Annotated in this window: 18 protein-coding genes, 4 tRNA genes and 1 pseudogene; 1 reads left to right on the top strand and 22 read right to left on the bottom strand. The window is 34.2% G+C overall.

Features of this window, described 5'->3' with window-relative positions; all coding sequences use genetic code 11:
* Nucleotides 1-105 precede the first annotated feature (105 nt).
* The 17 genes from rpoB to FLP_RS04545 form a co-directional block, all read right to left on the bottom strand.
* The gene (gene rpoB, locus FLP_RS04625; RefSeq protein ID WP_065448351.1) at nt 106-3,918 is read right to left on the bottom strand and encodes a DNA-directed RNA polymerase subunit beta; all 3,813 of its coding nucleotides are present in this window, start codon (nt 3,916-3,918) and stop codon (nt 106-108) included.
* Between the two features lie 260 nt (nt 3,919-4,178).
* Nucleotides 4,179-4,550: a 50S ribosomal protein L7/L12 gene (rplL, locus tag FLP_RS04620; RefSeq protein WP_007807437.1), complete on the bottom strand. Its 372-nt coding sequence runs from the start codon at nt 4,548-4,550 to the stop codon at nt 4,179-4,181.
* Nucleotides 4,551-4,637: 87 nt separating this feature from the next.
* On the bottom strand, nt 4,638-5,141 hold the full coding sequence (gene rplJ, locus FLP_RS04615; RefSeq protein ID WP_056195154.1) for a 50S ribosomal protein L10: 504 nt from the start codon (nt 5,139-5,141) through the stop codon (nt 4,638-4,640).
* 22 nt (nt 5,142-5,163) lie between these two features.
* A complete protein-coding gene (rplA, locus tag FLP_RS04610; RefSeq protein ID WP_007807440.1) occupies nt 5,164-5,853 on the bottom strand; it encodes a 50S ribosomal protein L1 in 690 nt (229 codons plus the stop codon).
* 13 nt (nt 5,854-5,866) lie between these two features.
* Entirely contained in the window at nt 5,867-6,304 is a 438-nt protein-coding gene (rplK, locus tag FLP_RS04605) for a 50S ribosomal protein L11 (RefSeq protein WP_007807442.1), read from the bottom strand.
* 67 nt (nt 6,305-6,371) lie between these two features.
* Complete coding sequence (gene nusG / locus FLP_RS04600) at nt 6,372-6,923, bottom strand: transcription termination/antitermination protein NusG (protein ID WP_029273444.1); 552 nt, start codon at nt 6,921-6,923, stop codon at nt 6,372-6,374.
* A 10-nt stretch (nt 6,924-6,933) separates the two neighbouring features.
* Nucleotides 6,934-7,131 carry a preprotein translocase subunit SecE gene (gene secE / locus FLP_RS04595; protein WP_041517377.1) on the bottom strand — a complete coding sequence of 66 codons (198 nt, stop codon included), beginning with the start codon at nt 7,129-7,131 and terminating at the stop codon, nt 6,934-6,936.
* A gap of 18 nt (nt 7,132-7,149) precedes the next feature.
* Nucleotides 7,150-7,220 (bottom strand) — tRNA-Trp (locus FLP_RS04590).
* Nucleotides 7,221-7,286: 66 nt separating this feature from the next.
* The gene (gene tuf / locus FLP_RS04585) at nt 7,287-8,474 is read right to left on the bottom strand and encodes an elongation factor Tu (protein ID WP_031456758.1); all 1,188 of its coding nucleotides are present in this window, start codon (nt 8,472-8,474) and stop codon (nt 7,287-7,289) included.
* A 55-nt stretch (nt 8,475-8,529) separates the two neighbouring features.
* Nucleotides 8,530-8,601 (bottom strand) — tRNA-Thr (locus FLP_RS04580).
* 74 nt (nt 8,602-8,675) lie between these two features.
* Nucleotides 8,676-8,756: transfer RNA gene (locus tag FLP_RS04575), tRNA-Tyr, on the bottom strand.
* Nucleotides 8,757-8,877: 121 nt separating this feature from the next.
* Nucleotides 8,878-8,951: transfer RNA gene (locus tag FLP_RS04570), tRNA-Thr, on the bottom strand.
* A 91-nt stretch (nt 8,952-9,042) separates the two neighbouring features.
* The gene (gene hpf / locus FLP_RS04565; protein ID WP_065448350.1) at nt 9,043-9,345 is read right to left on the bottom strand and encodes a ribosome hibernation-promoting factor, HPF/YfiA family; all 303 of its coding nucleotides are present in this window, start codon (nt 9,343-9,345) and stop codon (nt 9,043-9,045) included.
* Nucleotides 9,346-9,379: 34 nt separating this feature from the next.
* Nucleotides 9,380-10,273: a tyrosine-type recombinase/integrase gene (locus FLP_RS04560; RefSeq protein ID WP_065448349.1), complete on the bottom strand. Its 894-nt coding sequence runs from the start codon at nt 10,271-10,273 to the stop codon at nt 9,380-9,382.
* Between the two features lie 136 nt (nt 10,274-10,409).
* A complete protein-coding gene (gene rpsU / locus FLP_RS04555; protein ID WP_026985791.1) occupies nt 10,410-10,604 on the bottom strand; it encodes a 30S ribosomal protein S21 in 195 nt (64 codons plus the stop codon).
* A 223-nt stretch (nt 10,605-10,827) separates the two neighbouring features.
* Nucleotides 10,828-11,970 carry an acyl-CoA dehydrogenase family protein gene (locus FLP_RS04550; protein ID WP_065448348.1) on the bottom strand — a complete coding sequence of 381 codons (1,143 nt, stop codon included), beginning with the start codon at nt 11,968-11,970 and terminating at the stop codon, nt 10,828-10,830.
* Between the two features lie 16 nt (nt 11,971-11,986).
* Entirely contained in the window at nt 11,987-12,889 is a 903-nt protein-coding gene (locus FLP_RS04545) for a ComEA family DNA-binding protein (protein WP_065448347.1), read from the bottom strand.
* Nucleotides 12,890-13,163: 274 nt separating this feature from the next.
* Between FLP_RS04545 and FLP_RS04540 the strand changes: the two genes are divergently transcribed.
* The gene (locus tag FLP_RS04540; protein WP_065448346.1) at nt 13,164-14,615 is read left to right on the top strand and encodes an amino acid permease; all 1,452 of its coding nucleotides are present in this window, start codon (nt 13,164-13,166) and stop codon (nt 14,613-14,615) included.
* A 70-nt stretch (nt 14,616-14,685) separates the two neighbouring features.
* On the opposite strand, the gene FLP_RS04535 is transcribed toward FLP_RS04540, so the two are convergent.
* From FLP_RS04535 to FLP_RS04515, 5 genes and pseudogenes are all read right to left on the bottom strand, one after another.
* Nucleotides 14,686-14,913: a PspC family transcriptional regulator gene (locus tag FLP_RS04535; protein WP_007810860.1), complete on the bottom strand. Its 228-nt coding sequence runs from the start codon at nt 14,911-14,913 to the stop codon at nt 14,686-14,688.
* Nucleotides 14,914-15,011: 98 nt separating this feature from the next.
* Nucleotides 15,012-16,288, bottom strand: a pseudogene (locus FLP_RS04530) (DUF2851 family protein).
* 79 nt (nt 16,289-16,367) lie between these two features.
* Nucleotides 16,368-16,850 (bottom strand): 3'-5' exonuclease, encoded by a 483-nt coding sequence (locus tag FLP_RS04525; protein WP_065448345.1) that lies wholly within the window; start codon nt 16,848-16,850, stop codon nt 16,368-16,370.
* 80 nt (nt 16,851-16,930) lie between these two features.
* Entirely contained in the window at nt 16,931-18,292 is a 1,362-nt protein-coding gene (locus tag FLP_RS04520) for a pyridoxal-phosphate dependent enzyme (RefSeq protein ID WP_065448344.1), read from the bottom strand.
* A gap of 46 nt (nt 18,293-18,338) precedes the next feature.
* Nucleotides 18,339-20,306, bottom strand: a complete 1,968-nt coding sequence (locus FLP_RS04515) for a putative porin (protein WP_065448343.1) — start codon at nt 20,304-20,306, stop codon at nt 18,339-18,341.
* Nucleotides 20,307-20,387: the final 81 nt, after the last annotated feature.

Below are 20,387 nucleotides of genomic sequence, written 5' to 3'. Positions count from 1 at the left end.
GGAACGGGTTACGGGTATAAATCCTAAAAACTTGTATTTTATAAACAGCTTCAGTCTCAGCTTTCAGATTGATCTGAATACTGAGACTGTAACTGAAAACTTTATTTATTCTTCTAAACGAATGTCAAGTCCAAGACCTTTCAATTCATGCATTAATACATTGAATGATTCAGGTAATCCTGGTTCTGGCATAGACTCACCCTTAACGATAGCTTCGTAAGTTTTAGCTCTACCAATAACGTCATCCGATTTAACTGTTAAGATTTCACGTAGCGTACTTGATGCTCCATAAGCTTCAAGTGCCCAAACCTCCATCTCTCCAAAACGCTGACCTCCAAATTGAGCTTTACCTCCAAGTGGTTGTTGAGTAATCAACGAGTATGGACCGATAGAACGTGCGTGCATCTTATCATCAACCATGTGTCCTAATTTAAGCATGTAAATTACACCCACAGTTGCTGCTTGATGGAAACGCTCTCCAGTACCACCATCATAAAGGTGTGTATGTCCGAAACGTGGCACTCCAGCCTCATCAGTTAATTCATTGATTTGATCTAAAGAAGCACCATCAAAAATTGGAGTAGCAAATTTTCTACCTAAATTTTGTCCAGCCCATCCAAGAACAGTTTCATAAATCTGACCAATGTTCATACGTGAAGGTACCCCAAGTGGATTCAATACGATATCTACTGGTGTTCCGTCTTCAAGGAAAGGCATATCTTCATGACGAACGATTCTTGCAACAATACCTTTGTTACCGTGACGTCCTGCCATTTTATCCCCTACTTTCAGCTTACGTTTCTTAGCGATATAAATTTTCGCCAATTTCAAGATTCCAGATGGTAATTCATCACCAACTGTAATAGTGAATTTTTCTCTTCTTAAAGATCCTTGTAAGTCGTTCAGCTTAATTTTATAGTTATGAATCAAATCATTAACCATTTTATTTGTAGCATCATCAGCAACCCATTGACCTTTGCTTAAGTGGGCAAAATCTTCTACTGCATAAAGCATTTTTTGAGTATATTTTTTACCTTTTGGTAAAACTTCTTCACCCAAATCATTCATTACACCTTGAGATGTTTTTCCGTTAACGATCAGGAACAATTTCTCAACCAATCTGTCTTTTAATTCAACAAATTTAGTTTCGAATTCCATTTCTAAAGCGCCTAAAGCATCTTTATCCTGAGTACGTTTACGTTTATCTTTTACGGCTCTTGCAAATAATTTTTTGTCAAGAACTACACCATGTAAAGATGGAGAAGCTTTTAATGAAGCATCTTTTACATCACCTGCTTTATCCCCAAAGATTGCACGAAGCAATTTCTCCTCCGGAGTAGGATCTGATTCTCCTTTTGGTGTAATTTTTCCGATCAAAATGTCGCCAGGCTTAACCTCTGCTCCAATTCTGATCATACCGTTTTCATCTAAATCTTTAGTAGCTTCTTCAGAAACGTTAGGAATATCGTTTGTTAACTCTTCATTTCCTAACTTAGTATCTCTAACCTCTAATGAATAATCATCAACGTGGATAGAAGTAAAAATATCATCACGAACTACTTTTTCAGAAATTACAATCGCATCCTCAAAGTTATACCCTTTCCATGGCATGAACGCAACTTTTAAGTTTCTACCTAAAGCTAATTCACCATTTTGAGTAGCATATCCTTCTGATAATACTTGTCCAAGAATAACTCTGTCACCTTTTCTTACGATTGGTTTCAAGTTGATACTTGTACCTTGATTGGTTTTTCTAAATTTAATTAAGTTGTATGTTTTTTCATCAGCATCAAAACTTACCATTCTTTCTTCTTCAGTACGGTCGTATTTGATAGTAATGATGTTTGCATCAACATATTCTACAGTTCCATCTCCCTCAGCATTAATTAATACTCTAGAATCTGAAGCCACTTGACGCTCTAAACCTGTTCCAACAATTGGTGCTTCCGGACGGATCAAAGGAACCGCCTGACGCATCATGTTAGATCCCATCAAGGCTCTATTCGCATCATCATGTTCCAAGAAAGGAATTAATGAAGCCGAAATAGAAGCAATCTGGTTAGGAGCAACGTCTGTATAATGTACTGCAGATGGTTCAACAACCGGGAAGTCACCTTCCTCACGAGCAATAACATTGCTAGCTGTAATTTTACCTGAAGCATCCATTTCAATGTTTGCCTGCGCAATCATTTTTCCTTCTTCTTCTTCAGCACTTAAATAGATAGGTGTACTTTCTAAATCAACTACACCATCAGTTACTTTACGGTATGGAGTTTCGATGAATCCCATTCCGTTAACTTTTGCATAAACACCAAGAGATGAAATCAAACCAATGTTTGGTCCCTCTGGAGTTTCAATCGGACATAAACGACCATAGTGTGTATAGTGAACGTCACGAACCTCAAAACCAGCTCTCTCTCTCGAAAGTCCACCAGGTCCAAGTGCAGATAATCTTCTTTTGTGCGTAATCTCAGCTAATGGATTCGTTTGATCCATAAATTGAGACAACTGGTTTGTACCAAAGAAAGAGTTGATAACTGATGATAATGTTTTAGCATTAATCAAATCAATTGGTGTAAACACCTCGTTATCTCTAACGTTCATTCTCTCACGAATAGTTCTAGCCATACGCGCTAAACCAACACCGAATTGTTGAGACAATTGTTCTCCAACTGTTCTAACACGACGGTTTGATAAGTGATCAATATCATCAATCTCTGCTTTAGAGTTGATCAATTCGATCAAATATTTTACAATGGTAATGATATCTTCTTTGGTAAGCACTTGCTTTTCCATTGGAATATCCAAACCAAGTTTTTTGTTCATTCTGTAACGACCAACTTCACCTAAGTTATAACGTTGATCAGAGAAGAACAATTTATCGATAATACCACGAGCAGTTTCTTCATCAGGCGGTTCTGCATTACGCAATTGTCTGTAGATATGCTCAACAGCTTCTTTTTCAGAGTTTGTTGGATCTTTTTGTAACGTGTTGTGGATAATAGCATAATCAGCTTGATTATTATCCTCTTTGTGCAACAAAATAGATTTTACATTAGAATCGATGATTTCTTCAACATTATCTTTGTCGATAATAGTATCTCTATCAAGGATAATTTCGTTACGTTCGATAGAAACTACCTCACCGGTATCTTCATCAACGAAATCCTCGTGCCAAGTGTTCAATACACGTGCAGCAAGTCTTCTTCCAATATATTTTTTAATACCTGTTTTAGAAACTTTAATTTCTTCAGCTAAGTCGAAAATTTCAAGGATATCCTTATCTCTTTCGAACCCGATTGCACGGAATAAAGTTGTAACTGGTAATTTTTTCTTTCTATCGATATAAGCGTACATAACGCTGTTGATATCTGTAGAAAATTCTATCCAAGAACCTTTAAAAGGAATTACTCTGGCAGAATAAAGTTTTGTACCATTTGCATGGAATGATTGACCAAAGAAAACACCAGGAGAACGGTGTAGTTGAGATACTACTACACGCTCAGCACCATTGATAACAAAAGTACCGCTTGGAGTCATATAAGGTATTGTTCCAAGATAAACATCTTGTACAATAGTTTCAAAATCTTCGTGTTCTGGATCTGTACAGTATAGTTTTAACCTGGCTTTTAAAGGCACACTATACGTAAGACCTCTCTCTATACATTCTTGAATTGTATAACGTGGTGGATCAACAAAATAATCTAGGAACTCCAATACAAAGTTGTTTCTTGTATCTGTGATTGGAAAGTTTTCCATGAAGGTGTTGTATAACCCTTCGTTGCCTCTTTCGTCAGATTTCGTTTCTAATTGAAAGAAATCTTTAAAAGATTTAACCTGAACATCTAGGAAATCTGGATAGTCAGGGATATTTTTTGTAGAGGCAAAATTCAATCTTTCAGTCTGATTTGTTATCATCAATGGACAAAATTTTGATTAAAAAAAAGTAATTTTTTGTGTAAACACACACTGTTTAATCTATACTTTCTTATTATAATCAATACATCTTTAAAAATAAACCAGTAAAGCTTAATTTTTTTTCTTCGTATTGATCAAAAACTTTTTCGTATTTTAAACTAATATTGAATAATAAAATTGATATATTTTATTATACGAAAAATGGTTTAGGCCATTGAGTTAACTCAAGACCTAAACCTAGTTCTTAAAACTGAGTTGAATTATTTAAGCTCAACTACAGCTCCAGCTTCTTCTAATGATTTTTTAAGACCTTCAGCCTCTTCTTTAGAAACACCTTCTTTAACGTTGCTTGGAGCACCGTCAACTACATCTTTAGCTTCTTTCAAACCTAAACCTGTAAGTTCTTTTACTAATTTTACAACTGCTAATTTAGAAGCACCTGCTTCTTTTAATACAACTGTAAATTCAGTTTGTGCTTCTTCAGCAGCACCTTCTCCACCACCAGCAGCAACTACTACAGCTGCAGCAGCAGGCTCGATACCATACTCGTCTTTTAATATTGTTGCTAATTCGTTAACTTCTTTAACTGTTAAGTTAACTAATTGTTCTGCGAATTGTTTCAAATCTGCCATTTTTTCTATCGTTTAAAATGATTTGTAAAATATAATTTATTTATTGTGCGCTAATTAAGCAACAAGGAATAATCCCTGTTTGAATTATTATGCTTCAGCTTCTTCTTCGCTACCAGCGAATTTGTTTTGTAAAGCAGAAATAATTCTTTGTGCTGGTGATTGCAATAATCCAATAAGTTCTCCAAGAAGTTCTTCTTTAGATTTGATAGTTGCTAATGCATCTAATTGATCATCTCCAATATAAATTTCAGAATTAATATAAGCCCCTTTTAATACAGGTTTTGCTGATTTTTTTCTGAAATCTTTAATTATTTTTCCAGGTGCATTTGCAACATCTGAAATGAAGATAGCACTATTACCAGTCAATACTGAAGGTAAATCACCATAGTCATTAGCAGAAGCTTCCATTGCTTTTGCAAGCAAAGTATTTTTTACAACCTCTAATTTTATACCTGCTTTAAAGCAAGCTCTTCTCAAGCTTGAAGTAGTTTCTGCGTTTAATCCAGAAATATCAGATACATAAATAATATTTGTACCAGCTAACTGTGCAGTTAAATCTTCAATCGCGATTGATTTTTCTTCTCTAGTCATACTAAAAATTATTAACTACCAATTATACTGCTTTAGGGTCCAATGCAATTGCAGGACTCATAGTGCTTGTAAGGTGAATACCTTTAATATAGGTACCTTTAGCAGCAGTTGGTTTAAGTTTGATTAATGTTTGAATAATTTCGTGTGCATTGTCATAAATTTGCTCAGCTCCAAAAGAAACTTTACCAATTCCTGCATGTACGATACCAGTTTTATCAACTTTAAAGTCAATTTTACCAGCTTTAACCTCTGCAACAGCTTTTGCAACATCCATAGTTACAGTACCTGTTTTAGGGTTTGGCATTAAACCTCTAGGTCCTAAAATACGACCTAATGGACCTAATTTACCCATAACAGCTGGCATAGTGATGATAACATCAACATCTGTCCAACCATCTTTAATTTTTTGTAAATAATCGTCAAGACCTACATAATCAGCTCCAGCTTCTTTAGCTTCCGCTTCTTTATCTGGAGTAACCAATGCTAATACTTTAACGTCTTTACCTGTTCCGTGAGGTAATGTAACCACACCTCTAACCATTTGATTCGCTTTTCTTGGATCTACACCCAAACGAACTGCGATATCAACAGACTCATCAAATTTTGCAGAAGCTATAACTTTAATTAATGCAGCTGCATCTTTTAAAGAGTATAGTTTGTTCTTTTCAATTTTTGAAGCAGCCTCTTTTTGCTTTTTTGTTAATTTTGCCATTTCTTTCTCTTAATTAAAAAGGAGCATCTCCTGATACAGTTATACCCATAGATCTAGCAGTTCCAGCGATCATGCTCATTGCAGATTCGATTGTGAATGCATTTAAATCTACCATTTTATCTTCAGCAATTGCTTTGATAACGTCCCAAGTAACGCTAGCTACTTTTTTACGATTTGGTTCACCTGATCCAGACTTTAGCTTTGCAGCTTCCAATAATTGGACAGCAGCTGGAGGAGTCTTAACAACAAAATCAAATGATTTGTCTTTATACACAGTAATTTGTACTGGGCATATTTTGCCAGGTTTATCTTGTGTTCTAGCATTGAACTGCTTACAGAACTCCATGATATTAACCCCAGCAGCTCCTAAAGCAGGTCCAACCGGTGGCGACGGATTCGCAGCACCTCCCTTAACTTGTAGTTTAACTACCTTACTAATTTCTTTAGCCATTTTTTAAAAAATTTAACACCTTAATCATTGGAAGCGATTACGGTGGTTATTATAGATGTAACAAAAATTATACTTTTTCAACTTGCATAAAGCTCAATTCTAATGGAGTTTTTCTTCCGAAAATTTTCACCATTACTTCAAGTTTACGCTTTTCTTCATTGATTTTTTCAACTGTTCCGTTGAAGCCATTAAAAGGACCATCGATCACTTTTACAGTTTCACCTAAGTTGAAAGGAATAGCACGGGTATCTGTATTTACAGCTAACTCATCTACTTTACCTAACATTCTATTTACTTCAGAAAGTCTCAAAGGAACAGGTTCTCCTCCTTTGATCTCACCTAAAAATCCAATTACACTAGTAATAGACTTAATAATATGAGGTATCTCACCAACCAAGTTGGCTTCGATCATAACATATCCAGGGAAATAAACTTTATCCTTAGACATTTTCTTTCCTTCTTTTACAGTAACTACTTTTTCTGTAGGCACTAAAACTTGGGAAACATAATCACCCATACCTAATCTGGCAATCTCAGTTTCGATATAAGCTTTGACTTTATTTTCTTGTCCGCTTACAGCTCTTACTACGTACCATTTTTTCACATTATTATCTGCCATCACAAAAAAATTATCCTTTTAACCAGTTAAAAAATCCAGCCAAAGCTTTTGCAAAAAATTCGTCTACTCCCCATGTTGCCAAAGCGAATAAAACCGAAAATACAGCCACAACAATTGTCAATTTTTGAACCTCAGCCCAAGCAGGCCAAGTAACATTTGACTTTAACTCTTCGAAAGCCTCTGATAAGTAATTCGTAACTTTTGTCATTTGATATATTTTTTATTGCACGGGCGGAGGGATTCGAACCCCCATCAACGGTTTTGGAGACCGCTATTCTACCCTTGAACTACGCCCGTAATTAAATTAAAAGCCAGTGATCTCAGTTAAGAAAATCAACTGGCTTTTTATAATTGTTTATAGGATTATCCTACGATTTCAGTTACCTGACCTGCACCTACAGTTCTACCACCTTCACGGATAGCAAAACGTAAACCTACGCTCATTGCGATTGGGCTTAATAAAGCAACATTGATAGTCAAGTTATCTCCTGGCATTACCATCTCTACTCCTTCTGGTAAAGTAATAACTCCTGTTACGTCAGTTGTACGTACGTAGAACTGTGGACGGTAGTTATTATGGAATGGAGTATGACGTCCACCTTCTTCTTTTTTCAAGATATAAACCTCAGCTTTGAAAGTAGCGTGTGGTTTTACTGATCCTGGCTTAATGATAACCATTCCTCTTTTGATAGATTCTTTATCAATACCTCTTAACAATAAACCTACGTTATCTCCAGCTTCTCCTCTGTCAAGGATTTTACGGAACATCTCAACTCCTGTAATAGTAGAAGTTAATTTATCAGCTCCCATACCAATGATTTCAACTGGATCTCCTGTATTAGCAATACCTGTTTCGATACGACCTGTAGCAACAGTTCCACGACCAGTAATTGTAAATACATCTTCAACCGGCATCAAGAATGGTTTAGCTACGTCACGCACTGGCTCTTCGATCCAAGCATCAACAGCTTCCATTAATTCAATGATTTTTGGTACCCAAGCAGGATCATTATTCAATCCTCCTAAAGCAGAACCTTGAACTACAGGACCATTATCTCCATCATATTCGTAGAAAGATAATAAATCTCTAATTTCCATTTCAACAAGCTCTAACAATTCAGCATCGTCAACCATATCCACTTTGTTCATGAAAACAACGATTCTTGGAATACCTACCTGACGACCTAAAAGGATGTGCTCACGAGTTTGTGGCATTGGACCATCTGTAGCAGCAACTACTAAGATAGCTCCATCCATTTGAGCAGCACCAGTAACCATGTTCTTTACGTAATCCGCGTGACCTGGACAGTCAACGTGAGCGTAGTGACGGTTAGCTGTTTCATACTCTACGTGTGATGTATTAATAGTAATACCTCTTTCTTTCTCCTCTGGAGCGTTATCGATTTGATCAAACGATTTTGCTTGACAGTAACCAGCATCAGACAATACTTTTGTAATTGCTGCAGTTAATGTAGTTTTTCCGTGATCCACGTGTCCAATTGTACCTATGTTTAAGTGCGGTTTGGAACGATTAAAATTCTCCTTTGCCATTTTACTTAATTTTTAATCTTAGTTATATATTAATTTTCAATTTCCTACTTACTTGAGCCAACTACGGGAATTGAACCCGTGACCTCTTCCTTACCAAGGAAGCACTCTACCTCTGAGCTAAGTCGGCAGAGAGTTCTGATTTAGATTGCATTTATAGATTTTAAATTTAAAATCTTCGCTCTGAATCTTAACTTCTTTTTGTGGGGAGAGCAGGATTCGAACCTGCGAAGTTCACACAGCAGATTTACAGTCTGCCCTCGTTGGCCGCTTGAGTATCTCCCCGGACAATCTTAGATTTCTGACTTAAGATTTTAGATTATTCTAAAACCAAATTAAGAACCTAAATTTGTTTTATTCCATAATTTTAAAGAACAAATTTCAAATCGCATTTGAAATATTTTAGAGCCGGCGGAGGGACTCGAACCCACGACCTGCTGATTACAAATCAGCTGCTCTAGCCAACTGAGCTACGCTGGCAATATCAATAAAAAAGTCCGCTATTTCTAACGGACTGCAAATGTAGCTATTTTATCTTTTAATCAAAACATTTTTTAAAAAAAATTTTCAATTATATGTGTGTTCTTATTTTTTCTTTCCTTTTTACCAATACACGCTCCAGAGATTCTGCAGAAAGCTCAATCGCTTCTTCGAATGTCTTGCATTGTTTTTTAACCAAAAAATCATCTCCCGGGACATTAACCTTAATCTCTACTGCCTTATTCTCCTTATCACTCGTTCTTTCGACTTTTAAAAAAATGTCAGCCGAAACAACACGATCGTAATATTTTTCTAATTTATCCATTCTTTCCTGAATAAAATCCACTAATTTTCTGTCAACAGTAAAGTTAACTGCATGAACATCTACCTTCATAATACAAATTTTAGGGTTAAACATTTAAGAATCATTATTTGTTTCTTGGATGTGCATCACTATACACCTTTTTAAGCTCTGCTAAACTATTATGAGTATAAACTTGTGTAGATGCCAAACTCGAATGTCCTAATAACTCTTTAACTGAATTTAAATCTGCTCCGTTATTTAATAAGTGAGTTGCAAAAGTATGCCTTAGCACATGCGGACTCTTTTTTACCTTTTCAGAGACTTTACTAAAGTATGAATTTATTAATCGATACACAAAAGATTCACTCAATTTTAACCCTTTTGCAGAAATAAAAAAATAATCCTCATCGACTATCTTCTCAACTAACGCTCTTTCTTGTAAATACAAATTAAACTGCTCTGTAATTATTGGCAAAACGGGAATAATACGTTCTTTATTACGCTTTCCTAAAACTTTAACCACACTTGAAGACAAATCGACATTGTGCTTCATTAAATGTATTAGCTCTGCCCTACGCATTCCTGTGGTATAAAAAAGATCTACAATAAGTTTATCCCTCACTTCCTCAAATCCGGAAGGTTCGCCAAATTGCTGCATCAAATCTGTTAATTCTTTTTCCGAAAATGGAATCTGAACAATTTTAGGAGTTTTTAACGCCTTATGCTTCAGCATTGGACTTACCTCTATTTGCTTTGTCTTTAAAAGAAACTTGTAAAAAGCTTTCAGGGAAGACATTTTTCTATTTACAGAAACATTAGAAATATCATCATCCACAAGTGAAACAATCCAACTCCTGATTTGATTATAATTTACCTGTTCGATATTCTCTTGCTCAAAGTGCTCCTTATTGAATGTTTCGAAAAATAAAATATCATTCAAATAAGCATTGACTGTATGTGGAGAATATTTTTTTTCTAATTGAAGATAATCGCGAAATGCTTCTTTATTTGATTTCATAGCAATACACACTTTTCATTTACACAAACCCATATTCTACTTATAAAGAATATTATTTATCTCAAAATTAAGCATAAAAAAACCGTTAGTATCAAAATCTTGATAACTAACGGTAATTATTTTTGAAAAGCTAATACTAACTCTCTAAACCATCTCTCATGTTTTGGATGTAAGCAGCTTTTTGAATTTGTGCTCTTTTGATAACAGAAGGCTTAATAAAAGCAGTACGTGCTCTTAACTGACGAACAGTTCCTGTTTTATCAAATTTTCTTTTATAGCGCTTTAATGCTCTATCGATATTTTCTCCGTCTTTAATTGGTATAATTAACATAATATTGACACCTCCTCTCGTTAAGGGTGCAAAAGTATATATTAATTATGAATTATGAGTTATGAATTATGAATTATTTTAAAAGAAAATAGAACATAGAAAAAAGAGAATAGATTTCCCCAAAAATCGATCCCTAGAAAAGAGCCAATAATAATACTCTTTATTCTTTATTCTTTATTCTTTATTCTTTATTCTTTATTCTTTATTCTTTATTCTTTATTCTTTATTCTTTTAGTAAATTTCTGGAAATAACTAACTTTTGAATTTCGGTAGTTCCTTCTCCTATGGTACATAATTTTGAATCACGATAGAATTTCTCTACAGGATAATCTTTTGTGTACCCGTAACCTCCATGAATTTGAACGGCTTCGTTTGCAATTTTCACACAGGCTTCTGAGGCATACATTTTTGCCATTGCACCTAGTGTCGTAACAGGTTTGTGCTGTTGTTTTAAGAATGCCGCTTTATGTAATAGTAATTCTGAAGCTTCGATCTCAGTTGCCATATCAGCCAATTTAAAGGAAATTCCCTGAAAACTACTAATAGGCTGCCCAAACTGATGTCTTTCTTTAGAGTATTTGAGCGCTGCTTCGTAAGCGCCTTTTGCGATTCCTAACGATAAAGCTCCGATCGAAATACGGCCTCCATCTAATATTTTCATGGCCTGAACAAAGCCCTGCCCTACTTCTCCCAATCTATTGGCATCAGGAACACGGCAACCATCAAAAACCAATTCTGCAGTTTCGCTGGCACGCATTCCTAATTTATTTTCTTTTTTTCCTGAAGTGAATCCTTTCGTTCCTTTCTCGAAAACAAAAGCGGTCATTCCTTTTGAATCTCCTTTTTCTCCGGTACGCACAATTACAACTGCAATATCTCCAGAGATTGCGTGCGTTATAAAGTTTTTAGCTCCGTTTATAATCCATTCATCTCCGTCCTTAACCGCTGTTGTATTCATTCCGCCGGCATCAGAACCTGTATTGTGCTCTGTTAATCCCCAGGCTCCTATGTATTCGGCGGTAGCCAGTTTTGGCAACCATTTTTTCTTTTGTTCTTCATTTCCAAAAGTCAAAATATGATTGGTACATAACGAATTGTGCGCCGCAACCGATAAACCAATTGAAGGATCTACTTTTGAAATTTCTTCTACAACTGTAATATATTCATGATAGCCTAATCCTGATCCTCCATATTCTTCTGGAACCAAAACTCCCATAAATCCCATTTCACCTAATTTTTTAAATAGGTCCACCGGAAAAATTTGAGCCTCATCCCATCCCATAATATTTGGTCTGATATTTTTTTCGGCAAAATCTTTTATAGATTGAGCAATCATCAATTGCGTTTCGTTATATTCAAAATTCATTGTAAGCTGATTTGTTTTAGAACTCCAAATATAAACTAATTATTTTTGCTTTTTCAACAGGAAAACCTTTAATTTTTGACAAATCCTCAATATTATTAATATTTCCGTTCATACTTCTATAAGTTACAATTTGTTTTGCAAGGGTATATTTAAAATAAGAGAACTGCGATAATTCTTTTAAAGACGCGTCGTTTATGGCTATTTTTTTTAATGAAGAAGGTATTACAACCTTAAAGTGGCTATTGAGTTCACTTATAACTTCTGGCGATAGCCCCCACACATCATTCATTTGCTCCATAGAAACAAAACATCCTAAAATTTCTTTTTGTTTGAGTATCCTTGCTGATAAAGCTTCGCCAATGCCATAAATTTTAACTAAATCTTCTTGTGTTGCCTGATTGATATCTAAAAGTACAATTTTTTCTTTTTTGAAATTTTCTTTTTTGAAATTCCCCTTCTGAACAAATTCTTTTTTCTCTGTTCTAAAATCAGCTTTCTTCTGAACCCAATCCGGAAATTTAAAAAGTGGAGCCATGCTACTTAATAAAGAGTCAGAAATTTTTGTTACATCCTGAAACTCTTTTGCTGAACTAACGTATTTGTTCTCTTTTCGAAAAGCCAACAAACGATCTATCTCCTGAACCGACATTCCTAATTTATATCCTTTATAGTCTGTAATGAAGTTTGGATTGAAAGAATATACTTTTGGTTTCTCACTGAATTTAGCAAGTTTCATAGAATCAATTTCTGTTTGTAAAGACATCCATTCTTCTTTTTCGGGAAAAGCTTTTTCAGGTAAAGTAAAATCGACAAAAAAATAAATGGCCTGTAAGATGATTATAAGCGTAAAAAGTAAAAAAATTCCTGTACGTTGCTGTTTTGTAAACCTAAAATATTTGGCAAATGGGGTAAAGTTCATTCCAAGTAAAATTATTCATTTCTAATAAATCCCGTAAATTAAGGAAAAAACAATAAATTTAACAAGACTTATACTAAAAATAATATTGTTTTTAAAATTGCATTTTTCATTACTAAAGTCCAATTAATTTAATGAATCTCAGCAGTTAAAGAATAATCAACGGATGTTTTGTCAAAAATTTTAATATTTTGTAACTTAAAAAGAGATAATTGTTTTTATTTTTTACAAAAAACGATACATTTGGAGCTTAATAACAATAAACCAATATTATAGTATGTCAATTTGGAAAACTAAACCACTTTCGGTATTGCTTGACGAAGCTTCCGAATCTGAAAAAGGCTTAAAAAGAACTCTATCTTCACGGTCACTCGTTGCACTTGGAGTTGGAGCCATTATTGGAGCCGGATTATTCTCGTTAACAGGAATTGCTGCAGCAGAACATGCAGGACCAGCAGTTACTCTTTCTTTTATTTTAGCAGCCGTTGGATGTGCTTTTGCCGGACTTTGTTATGCAGAATTTGCTTCTATGATTCCAGTTGCTGGTAGTGCATATACTTACTCTTATGCCACAATGGGAGAATTTATGGCCTGGATTATTGGTTGGGATTTAGTTTTAGAATACGCTTTGGGAGCCGCAACGGTTGGCGTTAGCTGGTCCCGCTACTTATTAGAATTATTAAACAAATATGGAATTCATCTCCCTCACGAATTTATATGTTCGCCCTGGGAAACTCTAAAACTTAGTGACGGTACAGTAATCGAAGGTGGTATTGTAAATTTACCTGCTATATTTATTGTCTCAATGTTATCTTTATTATTAATTAGAGGAACTAAAGAATCTGCATCATTAAATAACTTTTTAGTTGTTGTAAAAGTAGCAGTAGTAATTGTTTTCATTGTTTTAGGATGGAGCTTTATTGATACTGCAAATTATACGCCTTATATACCAGAAAACACAGGTGTTTTTGGTGAATTTGGCTGGTCAGGAATTGCTGCAGGAGCCGGAACTGTGTTTTTTGCCTTTATTGGTTTTGATGCTGTATCTACTGCTGCGCAGGAAGCTAAAAATCCGCAAAAAGGAATGCCAATTGGTATTTTAGGATCGTTGATTATCTGTACTTTATTATATGTATTTTTCGCTCACGTAATGACAGGTCTTGTTAATTACAGAGAATTTGCAGGAGATGCTAAACCAGCTGCAACTGCATTTGCAAAAACAGGTTATGACTTTTTACAAACAGGTCTAATAGTGGCTATTTTAGCCGGTTATACTTCTGTAATGTTAGTAATGCTTATGGGACAAAGCCGCGTGTTTTACACTATGAGTAAAGATGGTTTATTGCCTCCATTCTTCAGTTCTATTCATTCTAAATTTCGTACTCCGTGGAAAACTAACCTTTTCTTCCTGGTATTCGTAAGTTTATTTGCTGGTTTAGTTCCGGTAAGTGATTTAGGACATATGGTAAGTATTGGAACTTTACTGGCTTTTGTACTAGTTTGTATTGGTGTAATGGTAATGCGCAAGAAAATGCCAGATGCTCCAAGATCTTTCAGAACGCCTTTAGTACCATTTGTACCAATTGCAGGAATTATTATTTGTTTGGCTTTAATGTATTCATTACCTAACGAGAGCTGGATTAGACTTGTAGTATGGATGGCATTAGGAGTAGCAATCTATTTTATTTACGGTAAGAAAAACAGTAAATTAAACAATCCGGGGAAGTAATTTTCTAAACATAAATAAAAAAGGATCATAGAGTAAATTACTTTATGATCCTTTTTATGTTTTAAATATTTTATAAATCGAAAACCGAGGTACGTTTTGCACGAATTAAATCTTTGAGGCGAATCCAGAATGCCAAAGTAAGATAAACACCAAATCCTAAACCGGCCGTAACAAACGAAATATAGATAAAAAACAATCTCACACTCGTTACGCGCATACCCAATTTATCGGCCAATCTTGAAGAAACATGAAAACCATATTTTTCAAAAAAGAATTTAAGTTTTAAAATTGCTGACATAGTTAGATTTTATCCTTCGTCTTCGCTCAGGATGATATTAATATTTGCTAATAAAAACAAAAGTACAAAATTATCTCATTGAGACATTTTCTAATTCTCTAATTCTGCTTATTCTTCAGCAACTCCACTCCTAGAACACATTTTAGACATGCTTTTTGATTGCAATATTCATTTTTAAGTTCTAATAATGTTTGCGTTTCGAAAGCGTTTTTAGCAAAAACTCCAAAAGATTGAAACTTATCAATTATAGCATTTTTCTCAGGTGTAACTTCATTCATGAATGCTATTAATTCTTCGGCAATAGATTCGCCTCTTATATTGGCATACGCAAACTGAATTGGGATTATGGTATTGATAATGATCAAATCCATAAATGATTTCGATAAAGATTTCGGTTTTCTTAAACTTTCTTTATCAAACTGATAATGATTACTCCAATATACACTTGCCGAAACATTTAATAATTCATAGACACTTTTTACTGATTTTAGAACTGTTACTTTCGAAAATAAGTTTTGATGTTTGTGATACAAATTAGCCAATTGCGAAAGTCGGATCGTTGAAAATTATCCGGTCGGTGCTTAAAAAATTGTACTGAATCGATATGACGTTTTTCTAATTGGTATTTATTAAGTAAATAATAATATCGCAATTTTAAATCGGTAAAATAAATATCTTCTTTATCGTCATCCAGCAAGCCAGAAGTGCCTAAAAGTAATGCCTCGAGATTTTCAATTTCAAAGCTTTCTTTACGAACAATTGAAAAAGGAATAGATTTCGCTATTTGCAAAAAGGAATTACCGTTTGTATTTAAACCAAAATTCTTTGCCAGTAAAACGAACAAAACTCCTTCCCAATCCTGATTTGTTTCTTCTAATAAATCATAAATAAATTTCGATTTGCGCTCTAAGCGGTCAAAGAACAATCTTTCCTGACAATTTTTTATTATAAAATCGTCAATTTTCCCGATATCTTTTTCGCAAAATATCCAGGATTTGGGTATTACTAAGGAGTTATAATTGGATAAAATTTCTGAAGCAACATAATCTTTCAGGATTAAAACAGGAATCTCATTATTGTCTCTGCTAAATATTTCTGTATCATGTTCCCAAACTACGTGCAAAATTACATTTTCGTAGGCAGCATCTTTTTCATGACCATGAACATACCAATCAGAGGATTTTAAATGAATTTCGACATTGCCTGCCCATTTTTGGTTTCCTATGGTGATTTGGGCATTAAAAAAATCCGGTCCGGCAAGTTCTAAATAATCTCCGGTCTTAATAATCGTGATTTGTTCCTCCTGGGCAGTTTTCAAATTCAAAGTGTCGAACTTTTTGAATTTCCAGAGATAATGAAGAAAATCTTCTTTCATTTTAGACTTTTACTTTAATTGATAAAAAGTCTAAAATTAATTAAAATAATATTAATCTTACAAAAAAAACACCTCTTTTTTATCTCAACATATACAATTTAGCACAAGCTCTTGCATCAGATAACGCTTCGTGATGATTGAGCTGAATTTTCATTTCGCGACAGCAATCACTTAATTTAGTTGGTTTAAAGCCTTTTGATTTGTAGATCTTAACGGTACATTCCCACTTTTCGGCTATATTTAAATCTTCGTAAAGCAAACCATAAAGCGCCATCGATTTCATTAAAACATTGCGGTCAAAACTTTCGTTGTGTGCCACCACTACTCTGTTTTTCAATCTTTTTTCAATTTCAGGATAAACCTGTACAAAACTTTTTGCATTTACAGTGTCACGAGGATAAATTCCGTGTACACGAATCGTAAACGGATTATACTCATTTTTGGGAGGCTTAATCAAAGTAACAAACTCATCTACAATTATTCCGTTCTCTACAGTAACGATACCAACAGAGCACGGATGATGTCCTGTTGCAGTTTCAAAATCTATCGCGGTAAAAGTCATTTTCGAATATATTAAGCTAAAAAATCCATAAACCTAATTTCACAACTAGATTTATGGATTTATGAATTATTACAATTGTATTATTTTATAGATCCAATGATATCATATTTCGTAATAATATGATGATTACCATTTCCTAAATCAACCAAAACGGCATCATTTTCTTTGGTAAATAATTTAGAAACTTCCTCAATTGGTGTTCCTAATTTTACAATCGGGAAAGGTTTTCCCATTACTTCTTTAATTGGTTTTTCGGCTACGTTTTTATCTGCAACATAACTTCTAAATAAATCTGTTTCATCAACAGAACCAACAAAACCAGTAATATCTACAACAGGAATCTGCGAGATTTTGTATTTACGCATACGTTCGATCGCGTGAGAAACCAATTCTTCTGTACGAACCACGATTAATTCTTTATCAATATGATCTTTAATTACGTCTTCGGCCTTTGTAATGTTTTCTTCTAAGAAACCACGTTCGCGCATCCAGTCGTCATTAAACATTTTACCTACGTAGCGGCTTCCTGAATCATGAAACAATACCACAACCACATCTTCTGGCTTAAAATGCTCTTTAAGCTGTAAAAGTCCTTTTATACAAGCTCCGGCAGAATTACCAACAAAAATAGCTTCTTCAAGAGCAATTTTTCTGGTATAAACGGCTGCATCTTTATCGGTTACTTTTGTGAATCCGTCTATTAAAGAAAAGTCAACATTTTTAGGCAAAATATCTTCTCCGATCCCTTCTGTAATGTAAGAGTAAATTTCGTTTTCGTCAAAAATTCCGGTTTCATGGTATTTTTTAAAAACAGAACCGTAAGTATCGATTCCCCAAATTTTAATATTTGGATTTTTTTCTTTTAAGTATTTTCCAACACCTGAAATAGTTCCGCCTGTTCCTACTCCTACTACAAAATGCGTGATTTTTCCATCAGTCTGTTTCCAGATTTCGGGTCCGGTTTGTTCGTAATGCGCCAAAGAATTTGACATATTATCGTACTGATTTACATACCATGAATTTGGCGTTTCTTCAGCCAGACGTTTTGAAACAGAATAATAGGATCTTGGATCTGTTGGCTCAACATCTGTAGGGCAAACTACTACCTTGGCACCTACAGCGCGCAAAATATCCATTTTTTCTTTTGACTGCTTGTCTGATATTACACAAATTAGTTTATATCCTTTAATGATCGCTACGAGTGCCAATCCCATTCCCGTATTTCCAGAAGTTCCTTCAATGATAGTTCCTCCGGGTTTTAATCGGCCATCTGCCTCAGCATCTTCAACCATTTTTACGGCCATTCTGTCTTTTACAGAATTTCCAGGATTAAAAGTTTCGACTTTTGCCAATACTAAAGCATCAATTTCAGCAACAATTTTGTTGAGTTTTACTAATGGTGTATTACCAATTGTTTCTAAAATGTTATTTGAAAAGTCCATTTCTATTTAATTTAATATTGATTTTTAATATACTATAATCCTAATTTTATTGGAAGAAATTCCAAACTAAACCAAATCGAATAACAAAGTCACGATAAGGATTATTAGGTGCCGAATAATAGTCGCTTTTAGAAAAAAGTGCATTGATGTGCTCTGCCTTTACGTAGAATCGGGTTTGGCGAATTCTGGCATTTAAAAAAACATCAAATAACGGATAACCTCCAATTTCTTTTTCTTTCTGAACATAAAATTCTCCAACAACCGGGTTGTAACCATTTCCATAATACTTTGTAAAATAATTAAAAACGATTCCGGTTTGCATAAACAATGCTTTCTTAAAAAAGTGACCTGAATAATAAAATGTATTTCTTGTTACGAAATCAGGCACATTTAAAATTAAATCTGACTGATCTACTTTTTGATATAAAAGTGTGTTATCAAGGGCAAAAGGGCCAAATTTAAATTCACGGCTTGCTTTTATCTCCAGGTAATTTATCGCATTTCCGTATTGGGCCGGATTTATAATTTGTGTATTTACTGCAACCTGTGCTGCCGTAGAAACATCTGCAAAGTACAAATGATCATTTAAAACTGTATACTGAACCTCTGCATTTAACCAAGGCGTGCTAACAGCAGCACTAAGCGAATTGATTTTTTCGTTTTTAAAATTATTCGACCAGTTATACTGCACATAACTACTTTGATACAAATTGTAGTTATTATTTGGTAATTTGTTGATATTACGATATCTAAAATCAAACTGGATTTTATCATTAAAATCATATTTTAATTTAGCATCTAAATCAGAAAGAGACTGGTCTGTAATTGATCTTGAATATAAAAAACGCCCGTTCCATTTGTTTTTTTGATATTCAAATTGTCCTCCTACATTATTAATTTGCAGATACAAATTATCCGGAATAACAACTCCTGCAGCATTTACTAAGACTCTTCCGTATTTATAATTCGATCTGTAATCGTCAACAAAAAAATTGAATTTTCCTAAAAGAGAATTTTCATAAGCTACTCCTACCTTATTATACAGTCTTTCATAATGGGTCTGGTCGTTGATACCGCTTGTTACATATGATTCTCCAAATCGTTTTACTGATCTGGTACCAACAGCCGAAAGAACGGTTGCCTGATTGTATTCGAAAAATTTATTTTCGTAATTAAACTGGTGCGTTACATACAAATTATTATTCCCTTCGGTTGGATTTATTCTAAAAGCATGATCAAAAAACAAACGTCTGCCTTTTAAAAATGATTCAGCATCTGTAAGATACACTTGCAATCTTTGACGGTTTTTATAATCCGGATTATCACTTTCAAAATCTGCCGGAGTAGTAATTCCTCCGTTCTCTTCGTTCAAAACATCCTGATAAGTATAATGTGCATTAATCGCATATCTCCTGTCGGTTGTAGCGTAACTTGTTGTAAGTCTGAAATTCCCCGCACTTACCAATTGATTTATATAATCTCCTTCTGAACGTAAACCTCTGTATGCAATAGAAAAGTTGAGATTTTTTGAAGTATTTAATGTAATAAATGAATCTACGTTCTGACCTTTATTTATTGTGGTATTAAAAAACAATTCGGTCAGAGGTGTTGCTGCAGAATAATAATTGATTTGATCGGCCTGCATATAATTAAAGTGTTTTCCGTTAAAACCAATTTCCGGATAAGGAGAAAAACTAGTCAGGCTATATTGCAAAGTATTGTAAGTCTGTCCGATATTTGCAAAAGACAAAAGTCCGAAATCATCCTTACGAAGATTGTTTTGTTTATAAGCACCTTTTATGGTTAGCGAAGTGTCAACATATGTAGTATCATGCTCCAGAGTAATTATCTGATATTGATCTATTGTTGCAATTTTTGCCTTTTTCTTTTTTATAGTATCAGTTATACTTGAATATTTAGTATTCATATCTAAACTATTTTTAGAAGTAGTTTTTTCCTGAGAAAACAATAAAGTGGGTACAACTAATAGGTATAGAAAAAAGAATATTCTCATTTGATCGCTTTATATGGAATTATTTTGGCAAAATTTGTCTGGCAAAGGTAAAAGATAAAAACGTATAAATAAAAAAACACT

The organism is Flavobacterium piscis (assembly GCF_001686925.1).
Classification (GTDB): Bacteria; Bacteroidota; Bacteroidia; order Flavobacteriales; family Flavobacteriaceae; genus Flavobacterium; species Flavobacterium piscis.
Note: the sequence above shows the minus strand (reverse complement) of the source record. Positions and strands in the feature narration are given on the sequence as shown.